The following is a 16,846-nucleotide window of genomic DNA, read 5'->3' as shown; positions in this document are numbered from 1 at the left end:
TCTTTTTTTATAGGCATTTATCCCCACTCATGAGGAGGAACTTCATTGAAATCGGTATGGAAAGTAACAACAGCTGTAATATTGCTGGCTGGTGGTGTATGGGCTGGGTCACTGTTGAATGTTACTGCTGAAGGTGCAGGTGTTGGTTCACAACCTGGCACAGCAGATGATCCAGTGGTTACCAAAAGCTATGTAGATCAGCAAATTCAGAAAGCACTTACAGGTGGTACAGGTACAGCTCCAGTAGCTACAGCTACTCCGAGTCCTAGCTCAGCTCCAACAGCAACAACAGCTCCAACTACTAGTGGTAATGAATCCGTAATTGTCGATGTAAAACCAGGTCAAACTTTAATTGCTTCCGCAGGTGCTGAATTTATTGTTCGCGCAGGTAAAGCGGTTATCTACTCTCAGGATGCAAACGGTGTGGCTGATTTAACAGATGGTAAAGATCTTGCAAATGGAGTAGCTGCGCCGACTAACCATTTATTATCCTTTCCTCGGGATAGTCGTGGTATTACTGTCCAAACAGGACAAACCCTTGGCCTTGTTGTCATGGTTCGCGGTGGTTATACACTGAAATAATTTGTAATTATATACTCATAATGCCCTTAAAAGTACTTGATCATACATTCAAACTGATTTCCAAAGTTACAAATCATTGGCGCGATTGAAGAGTAGATATTGGACGCACAATATTCCTGTAATCTTACAAATTCACAGGAGGTGCTGTAACATGGCACGTAACAATCGTACAGTGGTACCGGAAAGTCGGGCAATGTTGAAGCAAATGCAATATGAGATTGCAGCTGAATTTGGTTTATATGGAGCGCACTATGGAGGCGGAGCAGACACGGAGTTTGCTTCTGAATTAGGGGCAATCGGAGGTAGTGGTTCTGGCCGTAGCCAGTATCTTGGACATCTTAGTTCAAGAGATAATGGCTCTGTTGGCGGAGAAATCACGAAGAGACTCATTAAGCAAGCCGAACAGTCTCTTTTTCAATAATATCAGGGTATAGGGACTCTTATATATCCTATCTGATATTGCTTTTTCATACGGCGAAATCAATATTTATACTGTGTTGGAGGGGTTTCGGAGTAATTGACACCACCTCCCAAATAAGATAATATGACTTTTGAGGAAAGCCTTAGACCTTTTCCATATGGGAAAGGTTCATTTTTTGAAGAGTTTAGTGAATATAAACATGAAATACTGCAATCATCCTTCATAAAAAGAAACAGGCTTCTGAGTTGTTTTGTTTTATAGTTTTTTTATTTGGCCTGTGTGATTATAAAGGAACTCCTTATACAGTGTCAGACTAACCATAAGGGAGGTTGTTATACTTGTCTATTAAAGGGCGTCATTTGTTTACTTCCGAGTCCGTGACGGAGGGGCATCCGGATAAAATCTGTGACCAGATTTCCGATGCGGTATTGGATGCATTTTTAGCTAATGATCCAAATGCACGTGTAGCCTGCGAAGTAGCAGTAGCAACTGGTCTTGTTTTGGTGATCGGGGAAATCAGTACCAAATCTGAGTATGTAGATATTCCTGCCATCGTACGCAACACCATTAAAGAAATTGGCTACACACGTGCAAAATATGGTTTCGATTATAATACTTGTGCAGTGTTGAGCTCACTTAATGAGCAGTCAGCTGATATTGCTCAGGGTGTAAACTCTGCACTAGAGCACCGTGATCCAGCACAATTGGCTGAAGAAACGGCAAATATTGGCGCGGGTGATCAAGGATTGATGTTCGGTTTTGCTACGAATGAGACACCAGAACTGATGCCGCTACCGATCGCTTTATCTCACCGTATTGCTCGTCGCTTGTCTGAGGTTCGTAAGAACGGAACATTGGAATATCTGCGTCCTGACGGAAAGACACAAGTTACGATTGAATATCAAGATGAGAAGCCTGTACGCGTGGACGCTATCGTAGTATCCACACAACATGCGGAGGAAATCTCTCTTGAACAAATTCAGGCTGATATTAAAGAACATGTAATTATGCCGGTTGTTCCTGCGGAACTACTCGATTCCGAAACCAAGTACTTTATTAACCCAACCGGACGTTTTGTTATTGGTGGTCCTCAAGGGGATGCCGGTCTGACTGGACGGAAGATTATCGTTGATACGTATGGCGGATATGCTCGTCATGGCGGTGGTGCATTCTCTGGTAAGGATCCAACTAAAGTGGACCGTTCTGCTGCCTATGCAGCTCGCTATGTAGCGAAGAATCTAGTGGCTGCAGGTCTGGCTGATAAATGTGAGATTCAGCTTGCTTATGCCATTGGTGTGGCTACTCCTGTCTCGATTAATGTGGATACATACGGAACAGGTAAAATCAGTGAAGAAAAGATGGTTCAACTGATCAGCAACAACTTTGACCTTCGCCCTGCGGGGATTATCTCCATGCTTGATTTACGTAAACCGATCTATAGACAGACTGCGGCATACGGCCATTTCGGACGTACGGATGTAGATCTTCCATGGGAACGCGTAGATAAAGCGGAATTACTCAGAGATCAGGCTGGATTGTAGTTAATTATACGTTCTTAATAATACGTTAGGCCCGCAAGTTGGCACTTAGTGTCGACTGTGCGGGCTATTTTTATGTAATGAACAGAATTAGGATTGATTCTAATCATAGAGAAGTAGACTACTAAACTTTGTAAGCCCTTTAACCGAAATATAAGAATATACATAAAGACGTTAGTATGGTTTGAGAGGAGTCTATCACGGCATGAAAAGAAAAATTTCAATATGGACGGCGCTTTTTCTAGCGGGAGAACTGGTACTTGGAACAGGGTATCCTTCTATTGGAATCGGAATATCGGCAGTGCATGCTGCAGCGGAATTTGGCATAAGCGTGTCACCAGCACCTGGAGCAACCTATGTAAATATAGGATCATCTCTTAAACTAAGCTTTGACCGTCAAGTCAACCCACAGGCTGGAGAAATTACCATCACGGGACAGGGAGATAGTGCACCTTTTGTAACGATTCCTATTGGTAGCTATGGATTAATTGGTAGTTCAAAAGACTACGAGCTTAAGTTAGGTCCAAACCAACAATTTACTCCGAATAAGGCATACACGGTTACAATTCCCAAAGGATTGTTCAAAGATAATGAGGGGAATGAATCAGGGCTTACTTCATGGGCATTTACCACTGCTCCTGAGAGTAATACGGCTATTACCGCAGGTAACTTCACACCGGCTAGTAATGCAAGAGTAGATGCCGGGAGTTTAAAGGAACTTAGTCTGACACTAAATAAGCAGCTGTTAAAAGGTGGAGGCTCTATCCGAGTCCTGTCTTCAGCAGATAATACAACAGTGCAAGAGTTCAGAATTAAGGATGATGACACCAGAGTTAACGTTCAAACTGATGCTAGTTCTACAACAGTTAAATTATCGTTGGATAAAGCCTTGGGAGCCGGAGGGAATTATTATGTTCTCATTGATTCCTACGCTTTTAAAGATGTAGATAATCGAACATTTTCTGGTATTTCTAGCGGGAATGTATGGAGTTTTTCTACAAAAGGTGTAGCTGAAATTCCGATGACTCCATCACCTGCTAACGGTACAGGTGGTGTATCTACCACAGGAGCGCTACAGCTTACTTTTGACCGACCTATGATGCCTGCATCAGGTGTGATTACGGTGTCCCCAGGGGCTGCTAACGATGCTAGAACGAGATGGCTTAATGTGAACTCGCCAGCGGTTACTGGAGGAAGCAGCAGAACCATAACATTGAATCCGGCATCAGCAGCCTCACCTCTGCTAAATGGCACGCAATATACAGTTACCATCCCCCAAGGTGCTTTTTATGACCAAGATGGAAATGTATTTCCTGCCTCGGGCGCTTACACTTGGACCTTCACAACGGTATCTTTGACTGGACTTGGTGTAAGTGCATTGAATCCATCTGATCGAAGTGAATCTATAGCGAATAACAGATCCTTTTCGATCGCGTTTAATCGGGATGTGAATTACAACAGCGCTGTGGCTAGTGGTGTGGCTCTATATAAAAGTGGGGGGTCTCAGGTGCCGGTTAACGTTACTCGGAGTACCAGCACAGCTAAAGAATATATCATCACACCTTCCGTAGCGTTAGATAGTGACTCTACGTATTACATTGACATCGCCAAAGGGGCTTTTGTAGATGCAAGTGATGCTAACGTTCTATATGAAGGATTAAGCGGTAAAAATTCATGGAGCTTCAAGACCTTGTCTCTGGACAAAACAGCTCCACAGCTCACATCTGCACAGCTTGAGAATAACCGAACCATTCGTCTGAAATATAATGAGACGCTCAATTCATCCATAGCGCTGCTGACTTCAAGCTTTGGAGTTACGGTCAATGACGAGAATCGAGCGATTGAAAGTGTCTATATTCAAGGAGACAGCGCTTATCTGGTATTGAGTACAGGAGTAGCTGTTGGGCAGATTGTGAAGGTCAGCTATAATGGCGGACTGCGGACAATTCAAGACCCAAGCGGAAATGCAGCGAGCACTTTTAGCGCTAAACAGATTACGAACTCTATCGAGTCCTCCATGCCGACACCTAAAGACGGGAGAATCACGGGTAGATCCGTAGTGTTGAATTTTAATGACACATTAAAACCGGTTTCCTATTACGCACATAACCAGTTCTCAGTGATTGCAGATGGAAGCTCACTTGGAGTCAACTCGATAAGTTCCAGCGGCAGTACAGTATACTTAACATTGAGTAGTGAAGCATCAAATGGACAGAACGTTCGGGTGTCCTATTATGCAGGTTCATATCCTTTGCAGAATTCTTATGGACAAAATATTGCGGACTTTACTGATTTTAATATCCGTAACAGCAACGATACCATTCCGCCAGTGTTTCAAAGTGCAACCGGAGGCGGCACTAAGATCATTCTGAATTATAATGAAGGCTTGTCTACAACCAGTCTCCCGCTGAATAGTCAGTTTTCTGTGTTAGTGGGCAGCACACCTAATTATGTGACTAATGTATCGGTTAGCGGCACTCAGGTTACTTTAACGCTTCAGACTGCGCTGACAGTTAATCAGAATGTGACCATATCTTATGTGCCTGGTTCTGCCGGGATAAGCGATCTGAATGGCAATCGGGCAGCGTATATTAACCTACAGCCTGTATCCATCTCAGAAAACAGCGGTACTACCATACCGGAGATTAACTCAGCGACCGTTTCAGGAGACGAGTTAACGGTTACTTTTGCAAAGAATATGCAAGCATCCGGTTCCCTCTACGCCAATCAGTTTGGAGTTAGAGCAGATGGCAGCAGCTTGGGTGTGCAATCCTACTATATCTCCGGCAATATTCTAAAAATAACGCTATCCTCTGTTGTAAAGACCGGTCAAACAGTGGACTTATCCTATATGTCTGGTGCCGGTACGATTAAGGATTTCAGTGGTAATGTACTGTCGTCATTCTCTGCACTATCAGTTCAGAATCTGACAGGCGTGACAACCGGATCTGGAAATCGTCCATCCTATCTAGGAACACTTGCAACGAGTGAGTTTGGTAAAGAGTATGCACTACTAAAGAGTGATTCTTCGCAAATTGTGGATGACCGCTCTTTATATAATCTGTCTCTAAAAAGATATACTTTAAATGCAGATCGAATAGCTGCCAGTTATGAATATCTGTCTAAGATGAATAATGATATTTTGGCATTTGAGGTTCCTTCCACGGAACAAGCAGCTTTTGTGACCGTTCCGCTAAAACCATTGCTTGACGCGGTGAACCGTAATAAAAATACAAAGTTTATGATTCGACATGGAGATAACCTATTTAGTGTAGGACTCAATGATATTGATATGAGCGGACTTGCAAGTAGCTTGATTTCAGACAGTAAAAATATTTCACTTGTGTTCCGCTTGGATAAAGTTCCAGCAGGCACATTTACACCTTTTGAGCAAAAGCTACAAACGATGGGGATGCGAACCATTACAAGTCTTTTGGATGTCCGGGTGACAGCAATAATTAGTGATAATTATGCGAATGCCAAGGCACTGACTGTACCAGGAGAATATACCGTACGTACTACTTCTTCATTAAATAGTGCGCAAACATCTGCGGCCAGATTAGACCTCTCCTATTACGATGCGGCTTATCTACCTACAAAAGTCAGTACGGTCGGCAACTATACGGTTATCCGTGCTCGTACCGCTGGTAATCAGATATTAGGGACCTTTTTGTCCACCCGAACCTTTACGGATATGGGTAAGCATTGGAGCAATGCGATTGTTGCTGAACTTACCGCTAAGAATATTATAGATAGCAGCTACGGTAGTGCATTTAATCCAGAGAAAAAAATTACCCGTGCTGAGTTTGCTGTTATGCTTAGTCGCGGTTTAGGTTTGCTGGGAGATCGTGAGACCGCGCAACGCTTCCGGGATGTGCAGCCTTCCACACAAACTGGAGACTACATTGGCGCAGCGGCTAAAGCAGGAGTTATTACGGGGAATACGGATGGAACCTTCCGTCCGAATGATAATATAACACGCGAGCAGATGGCGATTATGATGATCCGTGCGATGGAATATACCAATCATCCTATTACGCTAAGCGGTACTTCTGCCTCAACGCTTGCAAAATTCAAGGATAAGTCGAAGATTCAGAATCAAAGCGCTGAGTTCGTCGCCAAGGCAGTGCAATCAGGGATAATTTTGGGCATGACAGCAAGTGAGTTCCAGCCTCAGGGCAATGCCACCCGTGCTCAAGCTGCCGTGATGCTGCAGCGGATGCTGAAACAGGCAGATTACCTGTAAACAACTCTTGTAAACAAAGAATCAATTGGTAAAGTCCGGTAATTATGCCGGGCTTTTTTTTGTCGTCTAATTATGACAATTCCGACTCTATAAAGCTTGAAATCTCTCAATTTCGCAACTTTTTGGCTTATTTTCAGTCTATTAAAAGAGTACTAGAAAAATAGGAACCAGTTTCCAGACATTGATATGGACTGATAGAGTACAAAAGAGATGGGAGAGTTACGTTGAAATGAATGAAGTTTTCATGGAGAAGAAGAGTAGCGATGTTGTACGGGGAATAAGATTATCTTCCACTAAAAAGTGGATTGCTGCTTCATTGGCTGGTGTGTTATGGATTATGCCGGTAATCGGCAGTGAAGGTATGATGCTGTTTGGTCAGGGGTCTGCACCAATCGCAGCTGCAGCCACAGCTCCTTTTAAAGTAAGTAAGCTGGGAGAAGAAGTGATTACTTCGGGCGCCATTATGATGAAATATAAATATACTACTACACGTTCTGGAGCGAGTGCTTCTGGGCTTGCGGATGTTATTCGAGTAGATCTTAACAACCCATATGTTTCTTTAGATGTGATGACGGGTAAAGGCGGAAACCTGACTACACGGCAAAGTACTGGTGGAATGGCTAAGGAAACTGGAGCCGTAGCTGCTGTAAATGGAGATTATTTTAATACAGGCGGTGAGGGTGCTCCAATCGGTGGACAAGTATCAGGTGGAGTACTGGTGTCTACCCCTTCACAATTGAATGGAATGTATGCCTTTGCAGTGACAAAAGACCGTAAACCTATTATTGACGAGTACAGCTTTGAGGGGATGGTAACCGCACCAGATGGCGCACAGTTTGAGATCTCCGGTATCAATAAAGGTGCTTATAGCCCTGAAGGCGGAAGCTCGACTTATAGTCATGCTAATGCTATGTATATCTACACAGATGTATGGACTGCACTTGATCGTCCTAAAAATAGCTCTACCACTCCAACTGAGGTACTTGTTGAGAATGGTGTAGTTACTCAAATCTCAGAGAATGCTGCGCTTCCTACAGCGGTTCCTAAGGGAGCTTATATTTTACGGGCACATGGCTTAGCCGCACGATATGTTACTGCCCATTTGGCAGTAGGACAACCTGTTACCAGCGAGTATTCTTTGAAATCCAAGACTACTCAGCAATCGCTCGATCCTGCGAATCTGCAAACGATGATCGGCGGACATACGATTCTAGTAAATAACGGGAAAGCAGCAACGTTTTCGCGATCAACTAGCAGCATTGGGGGCTATCGTGCACGTACGGCTTTAGGTTACTCACAGGATGGACGTTATGTATATATCATAGCGGCTGAAAAAAACGGCAATAGTTCAGGAATGTCTTTAACCGAACTGCAATCATTTATGACGAATATTGGAGTCTGGAAGGGGCTTAATCTCGATGGAGGCGGCTCTACAACGATGGTAGACAGGCCCCTCGGCGAAACCTCGACTACACTCACGTTTAATACAGAGTATGGCACAGAGCAACGTAGCATCGTTAATGCGCTTGGTGTCTATACTAACGCACCTCAAGGTGAAGTGAAGGGAATCAAGATTAGTGGAAGTTCTGCATTGCTAGTTGGCCAAAAGGCTACGTATTCTTTAAAAGGGTATGACACTTACTATAACCCTATTGATGTAGCGGCAGGTAATCCTACTTGGGTATCCAGTGGAGGAAGCGCAACTGTAAATGCAGGAGAAGTTACGGCAGTGAAGCCAGGTACCGTCACCTTAACAGCTAAAAGCGGCTCGGCAAGCGCCTCTACAACCGTTACAGTTCTGGGTGGCAATGATCTGTCGAGTATGAGTGTAGGTACAGCTACAGCGCCGCTGACAGCCGGAACCACTGTGTCTGTGCCTGTTACGGCAGCTACGAAGAGTGGAGCAACTATTAATGTTCCAGATTCAGCCCTGAAGTGGGAGTTTGTAGGGTTTAAGGGAGCCGTGAAAGATGGCAAGCTTACTGTAAACTCTGTAGATGCAGGGGTAACTACAGGTTATGCTATTGCTCGTTATGATGGATTTAGTGCAGTGGTTGTATTATCGACAGCAGCGGCTACAACGTGGGAAGATTTTGAGAAGGTAAGCTATCCAATCAACTTTACGACTAATGTTCCAGCGGTACAGGGTACTGCAGCAATAGTTGATGGAACAGCCGAAAGAGTAGGCTCTAAGGTACTGTCACTCAGTTATGATATGACGGCTGGAAGCGGAAAAATGTATGCTTATGCCCAGCTTAATGGTACAAGTGGAAAAACAGTTCCAGCGCTTGCAACCTCGATGTCGGTTGATGTGATGGGAGATATGAGCTTGAATTGGCTGCGTGCTGAGTTTGTAGACAACAGCGGAGCTACAGCTTATGTAGATCTTGCAAAGATTATCGATTGGAACGGTTGGAAGAACATTAACATCGACTTGTCAGGCTCAGGTATTAAATTCCCAGCTACGCTGAAGAGACTTTATGTAGTCAACGTAGAGGAAGGTCAAGATGAACGGGCGAAGACAGGTACAGTTGCCTTTGATAATATCACCTTTACAATGCCTTCACTTTCCAGTGATGCGGGCTTACCAAAAGGTACGGCTTCTATGAGCATTGGCTCGAAAGCAATGACTGTAAATGGAAATAAGAAAGCTATTGATGTAGCTCCAATTGTAAAAGACGGCAGTACCTATGTGCCAATTCGGTATGTACTAGATGCTTTCGGAGGCAGCGCTACTTGGGATCAGGTGAATAAGAAGATCATGGTATTACGCGGAGCCAAGGCACTGGATCTTACCGTAAATAAAAAAGAATATCTGCTGAATGGTAAACGTCAGAGTGCTGAAGTAGCACCTATCATTTTGCAAGGTAGGACTTTAGTACCGTTAAGACTAGTTTCTGAACAGCTAGGATTAACTGTAAAATGGGAACAGAAAACGAAGACCGTAACTATCGAATCGTGATATGTTAATATAAAGGAAAACCTTTAAAACGATTCGATAGAAAAGGGGCAAGCATCCGTGGAATTTCAAGCCGATGCGATTGATCGCGTCATTAAAAATACCATCGACGTGATGGAGAGCAGCAAGTATCAGATTTTTGAAATATTGCAGGTTGCACGTGATGAACTTGCTGCACTCAATAAAGAACTGCAGCGGGTCATGGACGAAACGGATGAGACATTAAAAAAAGTAGATAAGCTGGAGCTGCAGTATCACCGCTCCAGAATCCGGCTGACAGAGGTCAGCCGGGACTTTGTCCGCTACTCAGAGAAGGATATTCGTATAGCCTATGAGAAGGCTACGGAGCTACAGCTCGAACTCATGATGACGCGTGAGAGAGAGGTCTATCTTCGATCAAGACGTGATGAATTACAAATGCGAGTGCGCAGTGTCGAAAATTCTGTAGAACGTGCAGAGTCAATTGGTTCGCAAATGAGCGTAGTGCTCGAATATTTGTCGGGAGAACTAGGTCAGGTGACGAGAATTGTCGAATCTGCGAAGAACAGACAGATGATAGGACTCAAGATAATCCTGGCTCAAGAGGAAGAACGGAAGAGAATTGCCCGGGAAATTCATGATGGTCCTGCTCAAATGCTGGCAAATCTAGTCCTTAGGACGGAAATTGTAGAAAGAATGCTGGTAAAGCAGGAATTTGGGTTGGTGCAGGACGAAGTAATAGATTTGAAAGGACAGGTTCGATACAGCCTGGAAGAAATGCGTAAGGTCATCTTTAATTTACGACCGATGGCTCTCGATGATTTGGGATTAATTCCGACTTTGCGGAAATATGTGCATGATTTTGAGGAGAAGACGAAGCTGAGGACGACCTTGGAAACCAGAGGTCAGGAACATCGACTATCTTCAGCCATGGAGGCAGCGGTATACCGATTGGTCCAGGAAGCTCTGTCTAATGCAGCTAAACATGCCTACCCGAGTTTCGTATTGGTAGAGATTACTTACCAAGCGCAGTTAATTAAGATTGTGATTAAGGATAATGGATTAGGTTTTAATGTGCAGAAATTAAAGAATCCGCAGGGCAATCGTGAAAGCTTCGGGCTAGTTGGTATGCGGGAACGTGTAGAGCTGCTTGAAGGTAGAATGGAAATCATATCAGCCGAGAATCAGGGGACAACAATCGTGATCCACATTCCGACGAACGTGGAGAAAGGGAAGGAGTAATGTGATGGAGAACTTAAACTCTACTAAAACGCCCATTAAAGTTCTTTTGGCGGATGATCATCAGCTTTTTCGTGAAGGGCTGAAACGTATTTTGAATATGGAGGAGGATATCGAAGTCATCGGTGAATGTGGTGACGGTATCCAGGTATTGGAGTTCTGTAACGGAACTAAACCAGACATCGTACTGATGGATATTAATATGCCTATTGAGAATGGCGTGGAGGCTACTCAAAAACTGCGGGAAATGTTCCCAGAGGTTAAGGTTATTATTTTATCGATTCATGATGATGAGAGTTATGTGTTTGAAACCCTTCGTAAAGGGGCCAATGGTTATTTACTGAAGGATATGGAAGCCGAATCCCTTATTAATGCGATCCGTTCGGTCTGTGAGGGGCACGCCTTTATCCATCCAAAGGTTACCGGAAAGCTAATCAATCAATTGCGGCGCATGACTTACCTTAATGAGACTGGAGTAGCTGCGGATACAGTAGTGAAGGAAGCCGGTGTTAAATTTGTAGCCGGTGACAACAATCCTCTAACACGTCGTGAAGCGGAAGTTCTGCGCCTAATGGCGGAAGGTAAGAGTAATAAAATGATCGGTGAGTATTTATTTATTAGTGAAAAAACGGTCAAAAATCATGTGAGTAGCATTTTGCAAAAAATGGAAGTGGATGATCGTACGCAAGCTGTAATTAACTCGATCAAATATGGTTGGGTAACTTTATAAAAATATCTACAGATTTACGTTACATATAGGAATCAAATCAAGGAGAGCACAGCTTGTTTCTATAAAATATAAGAAAGTATAAGTTTCACACCATACTTTATGTCTTATATTTCTCGCTTAAACGCTTACCGTCCTTTCAAGGACGCCGAAGGCGTTTATGCTTGATAGGAACTCTGGGCAGTCACCGACCTTTTAAAGCCGGCATATAGTGTTGGTATACAGAGGAGGTGCATCTCCATGGTAGCCCAGTTGATATGGATTGCGGTTGTTTATGTATCCGCTGCAGTGATTATTCATATGCTGCATAATCGGCAGAAGGTGCGGCAGACACCGCAGTCCGTGAAATGGATTCATTATATTTTCATTACCCGCAATCATGCATCTGTTGTGGAATGGTACATTCGAGCGCTGACATTTCAAGCTTTTTTAACCGGAAAACGATTTCGAGTAACTTTCATGGATGATGGCTCAAGCGATGGAACCCTTGGAATTGTTTCCAGGATGGCTGATAGTGGCTGCTCTATCGATCTTGCAACATCTATGTACACTTTTCAGGTGAGTGAAGAAGAGTTGCTGCAACAAGGGATTGTGGTAGACTTGCGGTTGTCAGGGCAGTCTGGCTCGTTGCCTTTTATGGGGATGGCAGGAAGTAGGGGATGCGAATCAAAGCGCGACAGATCTTAAGTAAATATGTAAGTTACGGGTGAAGCACACTCTCCAAGAAATGGGGGAGTGTGCTTTTTGCGTTTACGGTAAGGGAAGTGGTGTAAGCAAGAGTGATTAATGGTGAGAGTTAAGGAGGCGGGTTTTATGCGAGCTGCTGTATATGCCTTGGAATGTAGGGGCACCTGGAGTGTATGGATTTCTTTAGACCTTACAGTAGATATATGGTGGTGGTCCAGCGCTAGCTCGTTGAGCCAAGGTAGGGGCTTAGTAACGGTGGACAAGCTGGTCTTATTATCTCCTGCGCTACCGCTGGGGTGGGCGGTGAAGCTACGCGATTCCTTCAAACAAAGAGGGGGGATGAGGAGCTGGGGGACTAAGGAATGGGGGCAATATGTGAGTAATGTCCTTGAGCCTGAGTTGAAAGAGGAAAGGGAGGTAGGAGGAATTGCGAAGGAAGAATTGCTTTATGATGGGATTTCGTTATGGCGGCTCTCTGAGCAAAGAGAGGTATGTATAGAACAGGATAAGAAGAACAATGATTGCAGAGGAAATGATCTCGATTATGCTTTGCTTGAATCGGAGGCAGAACAACTATCGTGGGCGGTGGCTGGGCGCTCACTATTGCAACCGGAAATAGAAGCGTTGCTGGCAGAGGAATTGCCGGCGCTGACAGGTCGTTGGCGCCAGGCGGCACAACTGGCACATTTGCAGGGGTGGCTGCAGCTGACAGCCGCCGTGGGTAGTCACGCCCCGGCTGCACATGGGGCGCGGGCCCGCCAGCTCCCTGCAGGTGCTGGCGCTCTGGCGCGTGCGGCGGCTAGCCTGCCGCACGTGTGGTGGCGCGGCGCTGTCGCCCGCCGCGCGGTTTCGCGCTGCCTGCGCTGCGGCAGCGCCCCGACCGGCCGCACGGCATGCGCCGCGTGCGGCCTTATGGGCTGCGCCTATTGCGAGGCCTGCCTCGCACTTGGGCGCAGCCGGGCTTGCGCGCTGCTGCTGCGCAGCGCAGCGCTTCCGGCCGTGCGGTGCACGGCCGCTCTTGACCCCACCGCGGCCGCAGGCCGGTGGGGGTTAAGCCCAGCGCAGGCGGGAGCCGCTGGCGCTGCGCTGGGTTTTCTGGCGGAGCGGCGCGAGCGCTCCGCCAAAGCGTGCCCAGAGCGGTTCTTGCTCTGGGCGGTGACGGGAGCCGGGAAGACGGAGATGATCTTCCCGCTCCTAGAGGCCGTGCTCGCCGCCGGTGGCCGGGCCCTCGTAGCGACGCCGCGGCGCGACGTCGTACTCGAGCTCGCTCCGCGGCTCGCTAAGGCTTTCCCGGCGGAGACTCTCGCCGTGCTTTACGGCGGCAGCGCAGAACGCTGGGTGGGTGGTCGCTTAACGCTCGCGACTACCCACCAGCTGCTGCGCTTCCATCGAGGCTTTGATCTCGTAATCATTGACGAGCTGGATGCGTACCCCTATCACAATGATCCTATGTTGGCTTATGCTGCCGAACAAGCCTGTAAGGCAAACGGATCTTTTATCTACTTATCAGCCACACCACCACAAGAAATGCAGCGGTTGGTTCGGTCAGGCAGACTTCCACATGCTAGAGTACCTGTCCGTTTCCATGGTCATCCTTTGCCTGTGCCGCAGCATTTGACCATGACATCCGTTCAAACATGCCTAAAGCGTGGGATGGTACCTAGATCTCTCATACATACGCTTCGTAAGTCGCTCGAGCGAGAGGCGCAAATCTTTTGTTTTGTGTCGCGTATTGCACATATTGAAGGATTACTGGCTCTGCTTCGTCGGAGCTTTCCCGGCGTAGTCATCGAAGGTACTTCCTCCAAGGATCCCTTCCGGGCAGAGAAGGTAACTGCTTTCCGTAGCCGCGCGATCTCCTTATTAGTAACGACTACGATTCTGGAACGAGGAGTTACAGTGCCTCGCAGCGATGTATTTATTTTGGATGCGGACAGCGATCTTTTTGACGAAGCCTCCTTGGTTCAGATGGCGGGTCGTGCAGGGCGATCTAAGGATGATCCTGCCGGGCGTGTTGTATTTGCCTCTCCACAATGGACCCGATCCCAACGTAGAGCAATCTCCCAGATCCGAACTATGAACATTATCGCTCGCCGCAAAGGATATATCAGTAAGGATGTGTCGAGATGAATTCTCTGTTCTCATGGTTAACTAAGTCACAGGCACTCTTGTCCTCTTCAGTAACACCATGCTTAACTTGCGGCAAGCGCAACCCTGGGTCCTCACAATTTCCTGGAGTTTGCAGAACTTGCGTAGAATCCATTCCTTGGATACGTTCCCCTCGTTGCCTGAAATGTGGTCGGCATGTCGGTTGTCCTGACTGTTCCCGTAGTAATGAACCGTCACCGATTATTTGTAACCGGAGTGCAGTGGCCTACACAAGCGTTATGAGGGAATGGTTGGGTCAGTATAAATATCGAGGCAATGAACGATACGTCCTTTTACTTGGTCTCATGCTGGACAGAGCGTATCTAACCTTGAAAGAAGAGAAACAGAGTGTTTTTTTATCCCGAAAATCATCCATCATGCATTACTTCAAAAATAAAAAAGATATACAACGCGGCTCTTGGTCTGCTGATTTGTTAGTTCCAGTGCCTGTCAGCGATTCTCGGCTAATAGAACGGGGGTTTAATCAAGCGGAGAGACTGGGTGATGTCTTGTCTAGACGTAGGAAGGTTCCCCAGCTTCCGCTGCTGATCCGCACACACCATACCGGAAAACAAAGCTTTAAGAGCCGAGCGGAACGACTGACCGATATGAAACACGCTTTTGCAGAGAATCCGGCAGTAACAGCACAATTTTCAGATTGGCTAAAAAGGGAGGCACCTCTAAATCGTTCTGTTCGGATTATTATTGTTGATGATATTTATACGACGGGCAGTACCATTCGTGCGTGCGCTGAGATCATACAACAAATGGGTTTAGATTATGGTTATACGGTTGAGGTCTATAGCTTAACTTGGGCACGTTCCTAAGGAGAGAGAAATGCATGATTGTGAACACCTCCATTCATTATTTAAGGAGATTCATACGCTTAATAGCGTTTCTTCCGTCCCATAGACGAATTCTCTGCAATCATGTAATCTAGGAGCATGAGGATATTATGCATTGTACAGAATGTACGGAGAGGAGCGGCTGCTTGTTATGAATCTAGACAATTGTCCAAGGTGCGGCCGGTTGTTTGTCAAGAATCTTATGGGTTTGTGCCAGCCCTGCATCAAAGATCTGGAGCATGAATATGAGATCTGCGTGAATTATTTGCGGGAGAACAAAGGAACCAACATTCAAGAACTGTCCGATGCTACGGGAATTTCGATTAAGGAGATCACCCGCTTTATTCGAGAGGGCCGGATATCTATAGCTAATGCTCCTAATATGATGTATCCTTGCGAGGTGTGTGGAACACTGATTCGCGATGGGCATATGTGCGACAGCTGCCGTAGTCGGCTAAGGAAGGATCTTTCCAGTGCCGCCAAGGAAAGTGCTGCTGAGGATACTACCAAAAAGACAACAGACGGCGCATATCGCGCCATAGATAAGCTGCGTGGCCTATAAATTCTGCAAAAAAACGTTTGCAGCTATAAAGAATGTTTCAGTCTACGCCGATAAACTTAGTAAAGATTATCGGCTTTTTTATATTAGAAGGAAGGTGAAGTTATGAAAATTAACGAGACCGGACGAATTAACGCGATTAATCCGTATCAACGCAGCGCCGACGCGCAAAGGCAGGAACAAATGAAGAAAAGTTCACGCAAGGATGAGGTATCGATCTCTGATGAAGCAATTCAGCTCTTGCAAGCACAGAATTCTGGTAATGATGCTGAACGTGCACTTAAGATCGACAGTTTGAAGCAACAGGTCTCCGCAGGTACCTATCAAGTAGATGCAGCTAAGCTAGCAGAGAAACTCGCCCCTTACTTTAAGCAATCCTCCGAGAATTAGGTGAAACCATCCATGGCATTGACAACATTAATAGAATTATTGGAGCGGCTGGACGAAGTACATAACCAAATGCTGGAGCTGGCCGCTGAGAAAAAACAGACGATTATGGACAACAAGGTGGATGCATTAATCGACATCCTGAACCGTGAGTCCAAGTTAATGAAACTGATTGGACAGCTCGAGGAACAGCGAATCGCGGCAGCATATACCGTTCTGCAAGGCGTGGGTATTCGTTCCAACCTGAACCTGAACCTAACTGAGCTGTCCAGACTTATATTTGACCCTGAAGACAAGGCACGACTGCTGCATATTCAGCAGAAGCTTTCTGGCACTTTACACCGCTTGAAAGAAGCAAATGAGCTTAATCAGAAGCTGATAGAGCAGTCGCTTACTTTTATAGATTATTCTTTGGATCTGCTGGTCGGAAGACCGAATCAGGATATCACATATCATCGTCCGTCCGATAAGGGCAATAACGTAAATCGGTCGGGGATTTTTGATGCAAGAGGCTAGAATTGTACTGATG

At 45.7% G+C, this 16,846-nt stretch carries 13 protein-coding genes; all 13 read left to right on the top strand.

Annotation, left to right across the window (positions count from 1 at the left end; all coding sequences use genetic code 11):
• Positions 1–45 precede the first annotated feature (45 nt).
• The 13 genes from NST74_RS27555 (at position 46) to NST74_RS27490 (ending at position 16,833) form a co-directional block, all read left to right on the top strand.
• On the top strand, positions 46–582 hold the full coding sequence (locus NST74_RS27555; protein WP_341115469.1) for a hypothetical protein: 537 nt from the start codon (positions 46–48) through the stop codon (positions 580–582).
• Positions 583–733: 151 nt separating this feature from the next.
• The gene (locus tag NST74_RS27550; RefSeq protein WP_042131347.1) at positions 734–1,003 is read left to right on the top strand and encodes an alpha/beta-type small acid-soluble spore protein; all 270 of its coding nucleotides are present in this window, start codon (positions 734–736) and stop codon (positions 1,001–1,003) included.
• Positions 1,004–1,341: 338 nt separating this feature from the next.
• Entirely contained in the window at positions 1,342–2,544 is a 1,203-nt protein-coding gene (metK, locus tag NST74_RS27545; protein WP_076119058.1) for a methionine adenosyltransferase, read from the top strand.
• 202 nt (positions 2,545–2,746) lie between these two features.
• On the top strand, positions 2,747–6,787 hold the full coding sequence (locus NST74_RS27540) for an Ig-like domain-containing protein (protein ID WP_341115468.1): 4,041 nt from the start codon (positions 2,747–2,749) through the stop codon (positions 6,785–6,787).
• Positions 6,788–7,016: 229 nt separating this feature from the next.
• A complete protein-coding gene (locus NST74_RS27535; RefSeq protein WP_081389832.1) occupies positions 7,017–9,749 on the top strand; it encodes a stalk domain-containing protein in 2,733 nt (910 codons plus the stop codon).
• Positions 9,750–9,806: 57 nt separating this feature from the next.
• Complete coding sequence (locus NST74_RS27530; RefSeq protein ID WP_042131343.1) at positions 9,807–10,967, top strand: sensor histidine kinase; 1,161 nt, start codon at positions 9,807–9,809, stop codon at positions 10,965–10,967.
• Positions 10,968–10,971: 4 nt separating this feature from the next.
• On the top strand, positions 10,972–11,694 hold the full coding sequence (locus NST74_RS27525) for a response regulator (RefSeq protein WP_042131342.1): 723 nt from the start codon (positions 10,972–10,974) through the stop codon (positions 11,692–11,694).
• 237 nt (positions 11,695–11,931) lie between these two features.
• Positions 11,932–12,378 (top strand): glycosyltransferase family A protein, encoded by a 447-nt coding sequence (locus NST74_RS27520; protein WP_052414762.1) that lies wholly within the window; start codon positions 11,932–11,934, stop codon positions 12,376–12,378.
• A 126-nt stretch (positions 12,379–12,504) separates the two neighbouring features.
• Positions 12,505–14,508, top strand: a complete 2,004-nt coding sequence (locus NST74_RS30060) for a DEAD/DEAH box helicase (RefSeq protein WP_445668221.1) — start codon at positions 12,505–12,507, stop codon at positions 14,506–14,508.
• A gap of 257 nt (positions 14,509–14,765) precedes the next feature.
• Entirely contained in the window at positions 14,766–15,353 is a 588-nt protein-coding gene (locus NST74_RS27505; RefSeq protein WP_341115465.1) for a ComF family protein, read from the top strand.
• A gap of 169 nt (positions 15,354–15,522) precedes the next feature.
• Positions 15,523–15,933: a TIGR03826 family flagellar region protein gene (locus NST74_RS27500; protein ID WP_341115464.1), complete on the top strand. Its 411-nt coding sequence runs from the start codon at positions 15,523–15,525 to the stop codon at positions 15,931–15,933.
• 102 nt (positions 15,934–16,035) lie between these two features.
• Positions 16,036–16,320, top strand: a complete 285-nt coding sequence (gene flgM, locus NST74_RS27495) for a flagellar biosynthesis anti-sigma factor FlgM (RefSeq protein ID WP_042131340.1) — start codon at positions 16,036–16,038, stop codon at positions 16,318–16,320.
• Positions 16,321–16,332: 12 nt separating this feature from the next.
• Complete coding sequence (locus NST74_RS27490) at positions 16,333–16,833, top strand: flagellar protein FlgN (protein WP_076119065.1); 501 nt, start codon at positions 16,333–16,335, stop codon at positions 16,831–16,833.
• The last annotated feature ends 13 nt before the right edge of the window (positions 16,834–16,846 follow it).

It is taken from the genome of Paenibacillus sp. FSL F4-0125, assembly GCF_038008565.1.
Taxonomy (GTDB): domain Bacteria; phylum Bacillota; class Bacilli; order Paenibacillales; family Paenibacillaceae; genus Paenibacillus_AQ.
This window is presented reverse-complemented; position numbering and strand designations above follow the sequence as displayed.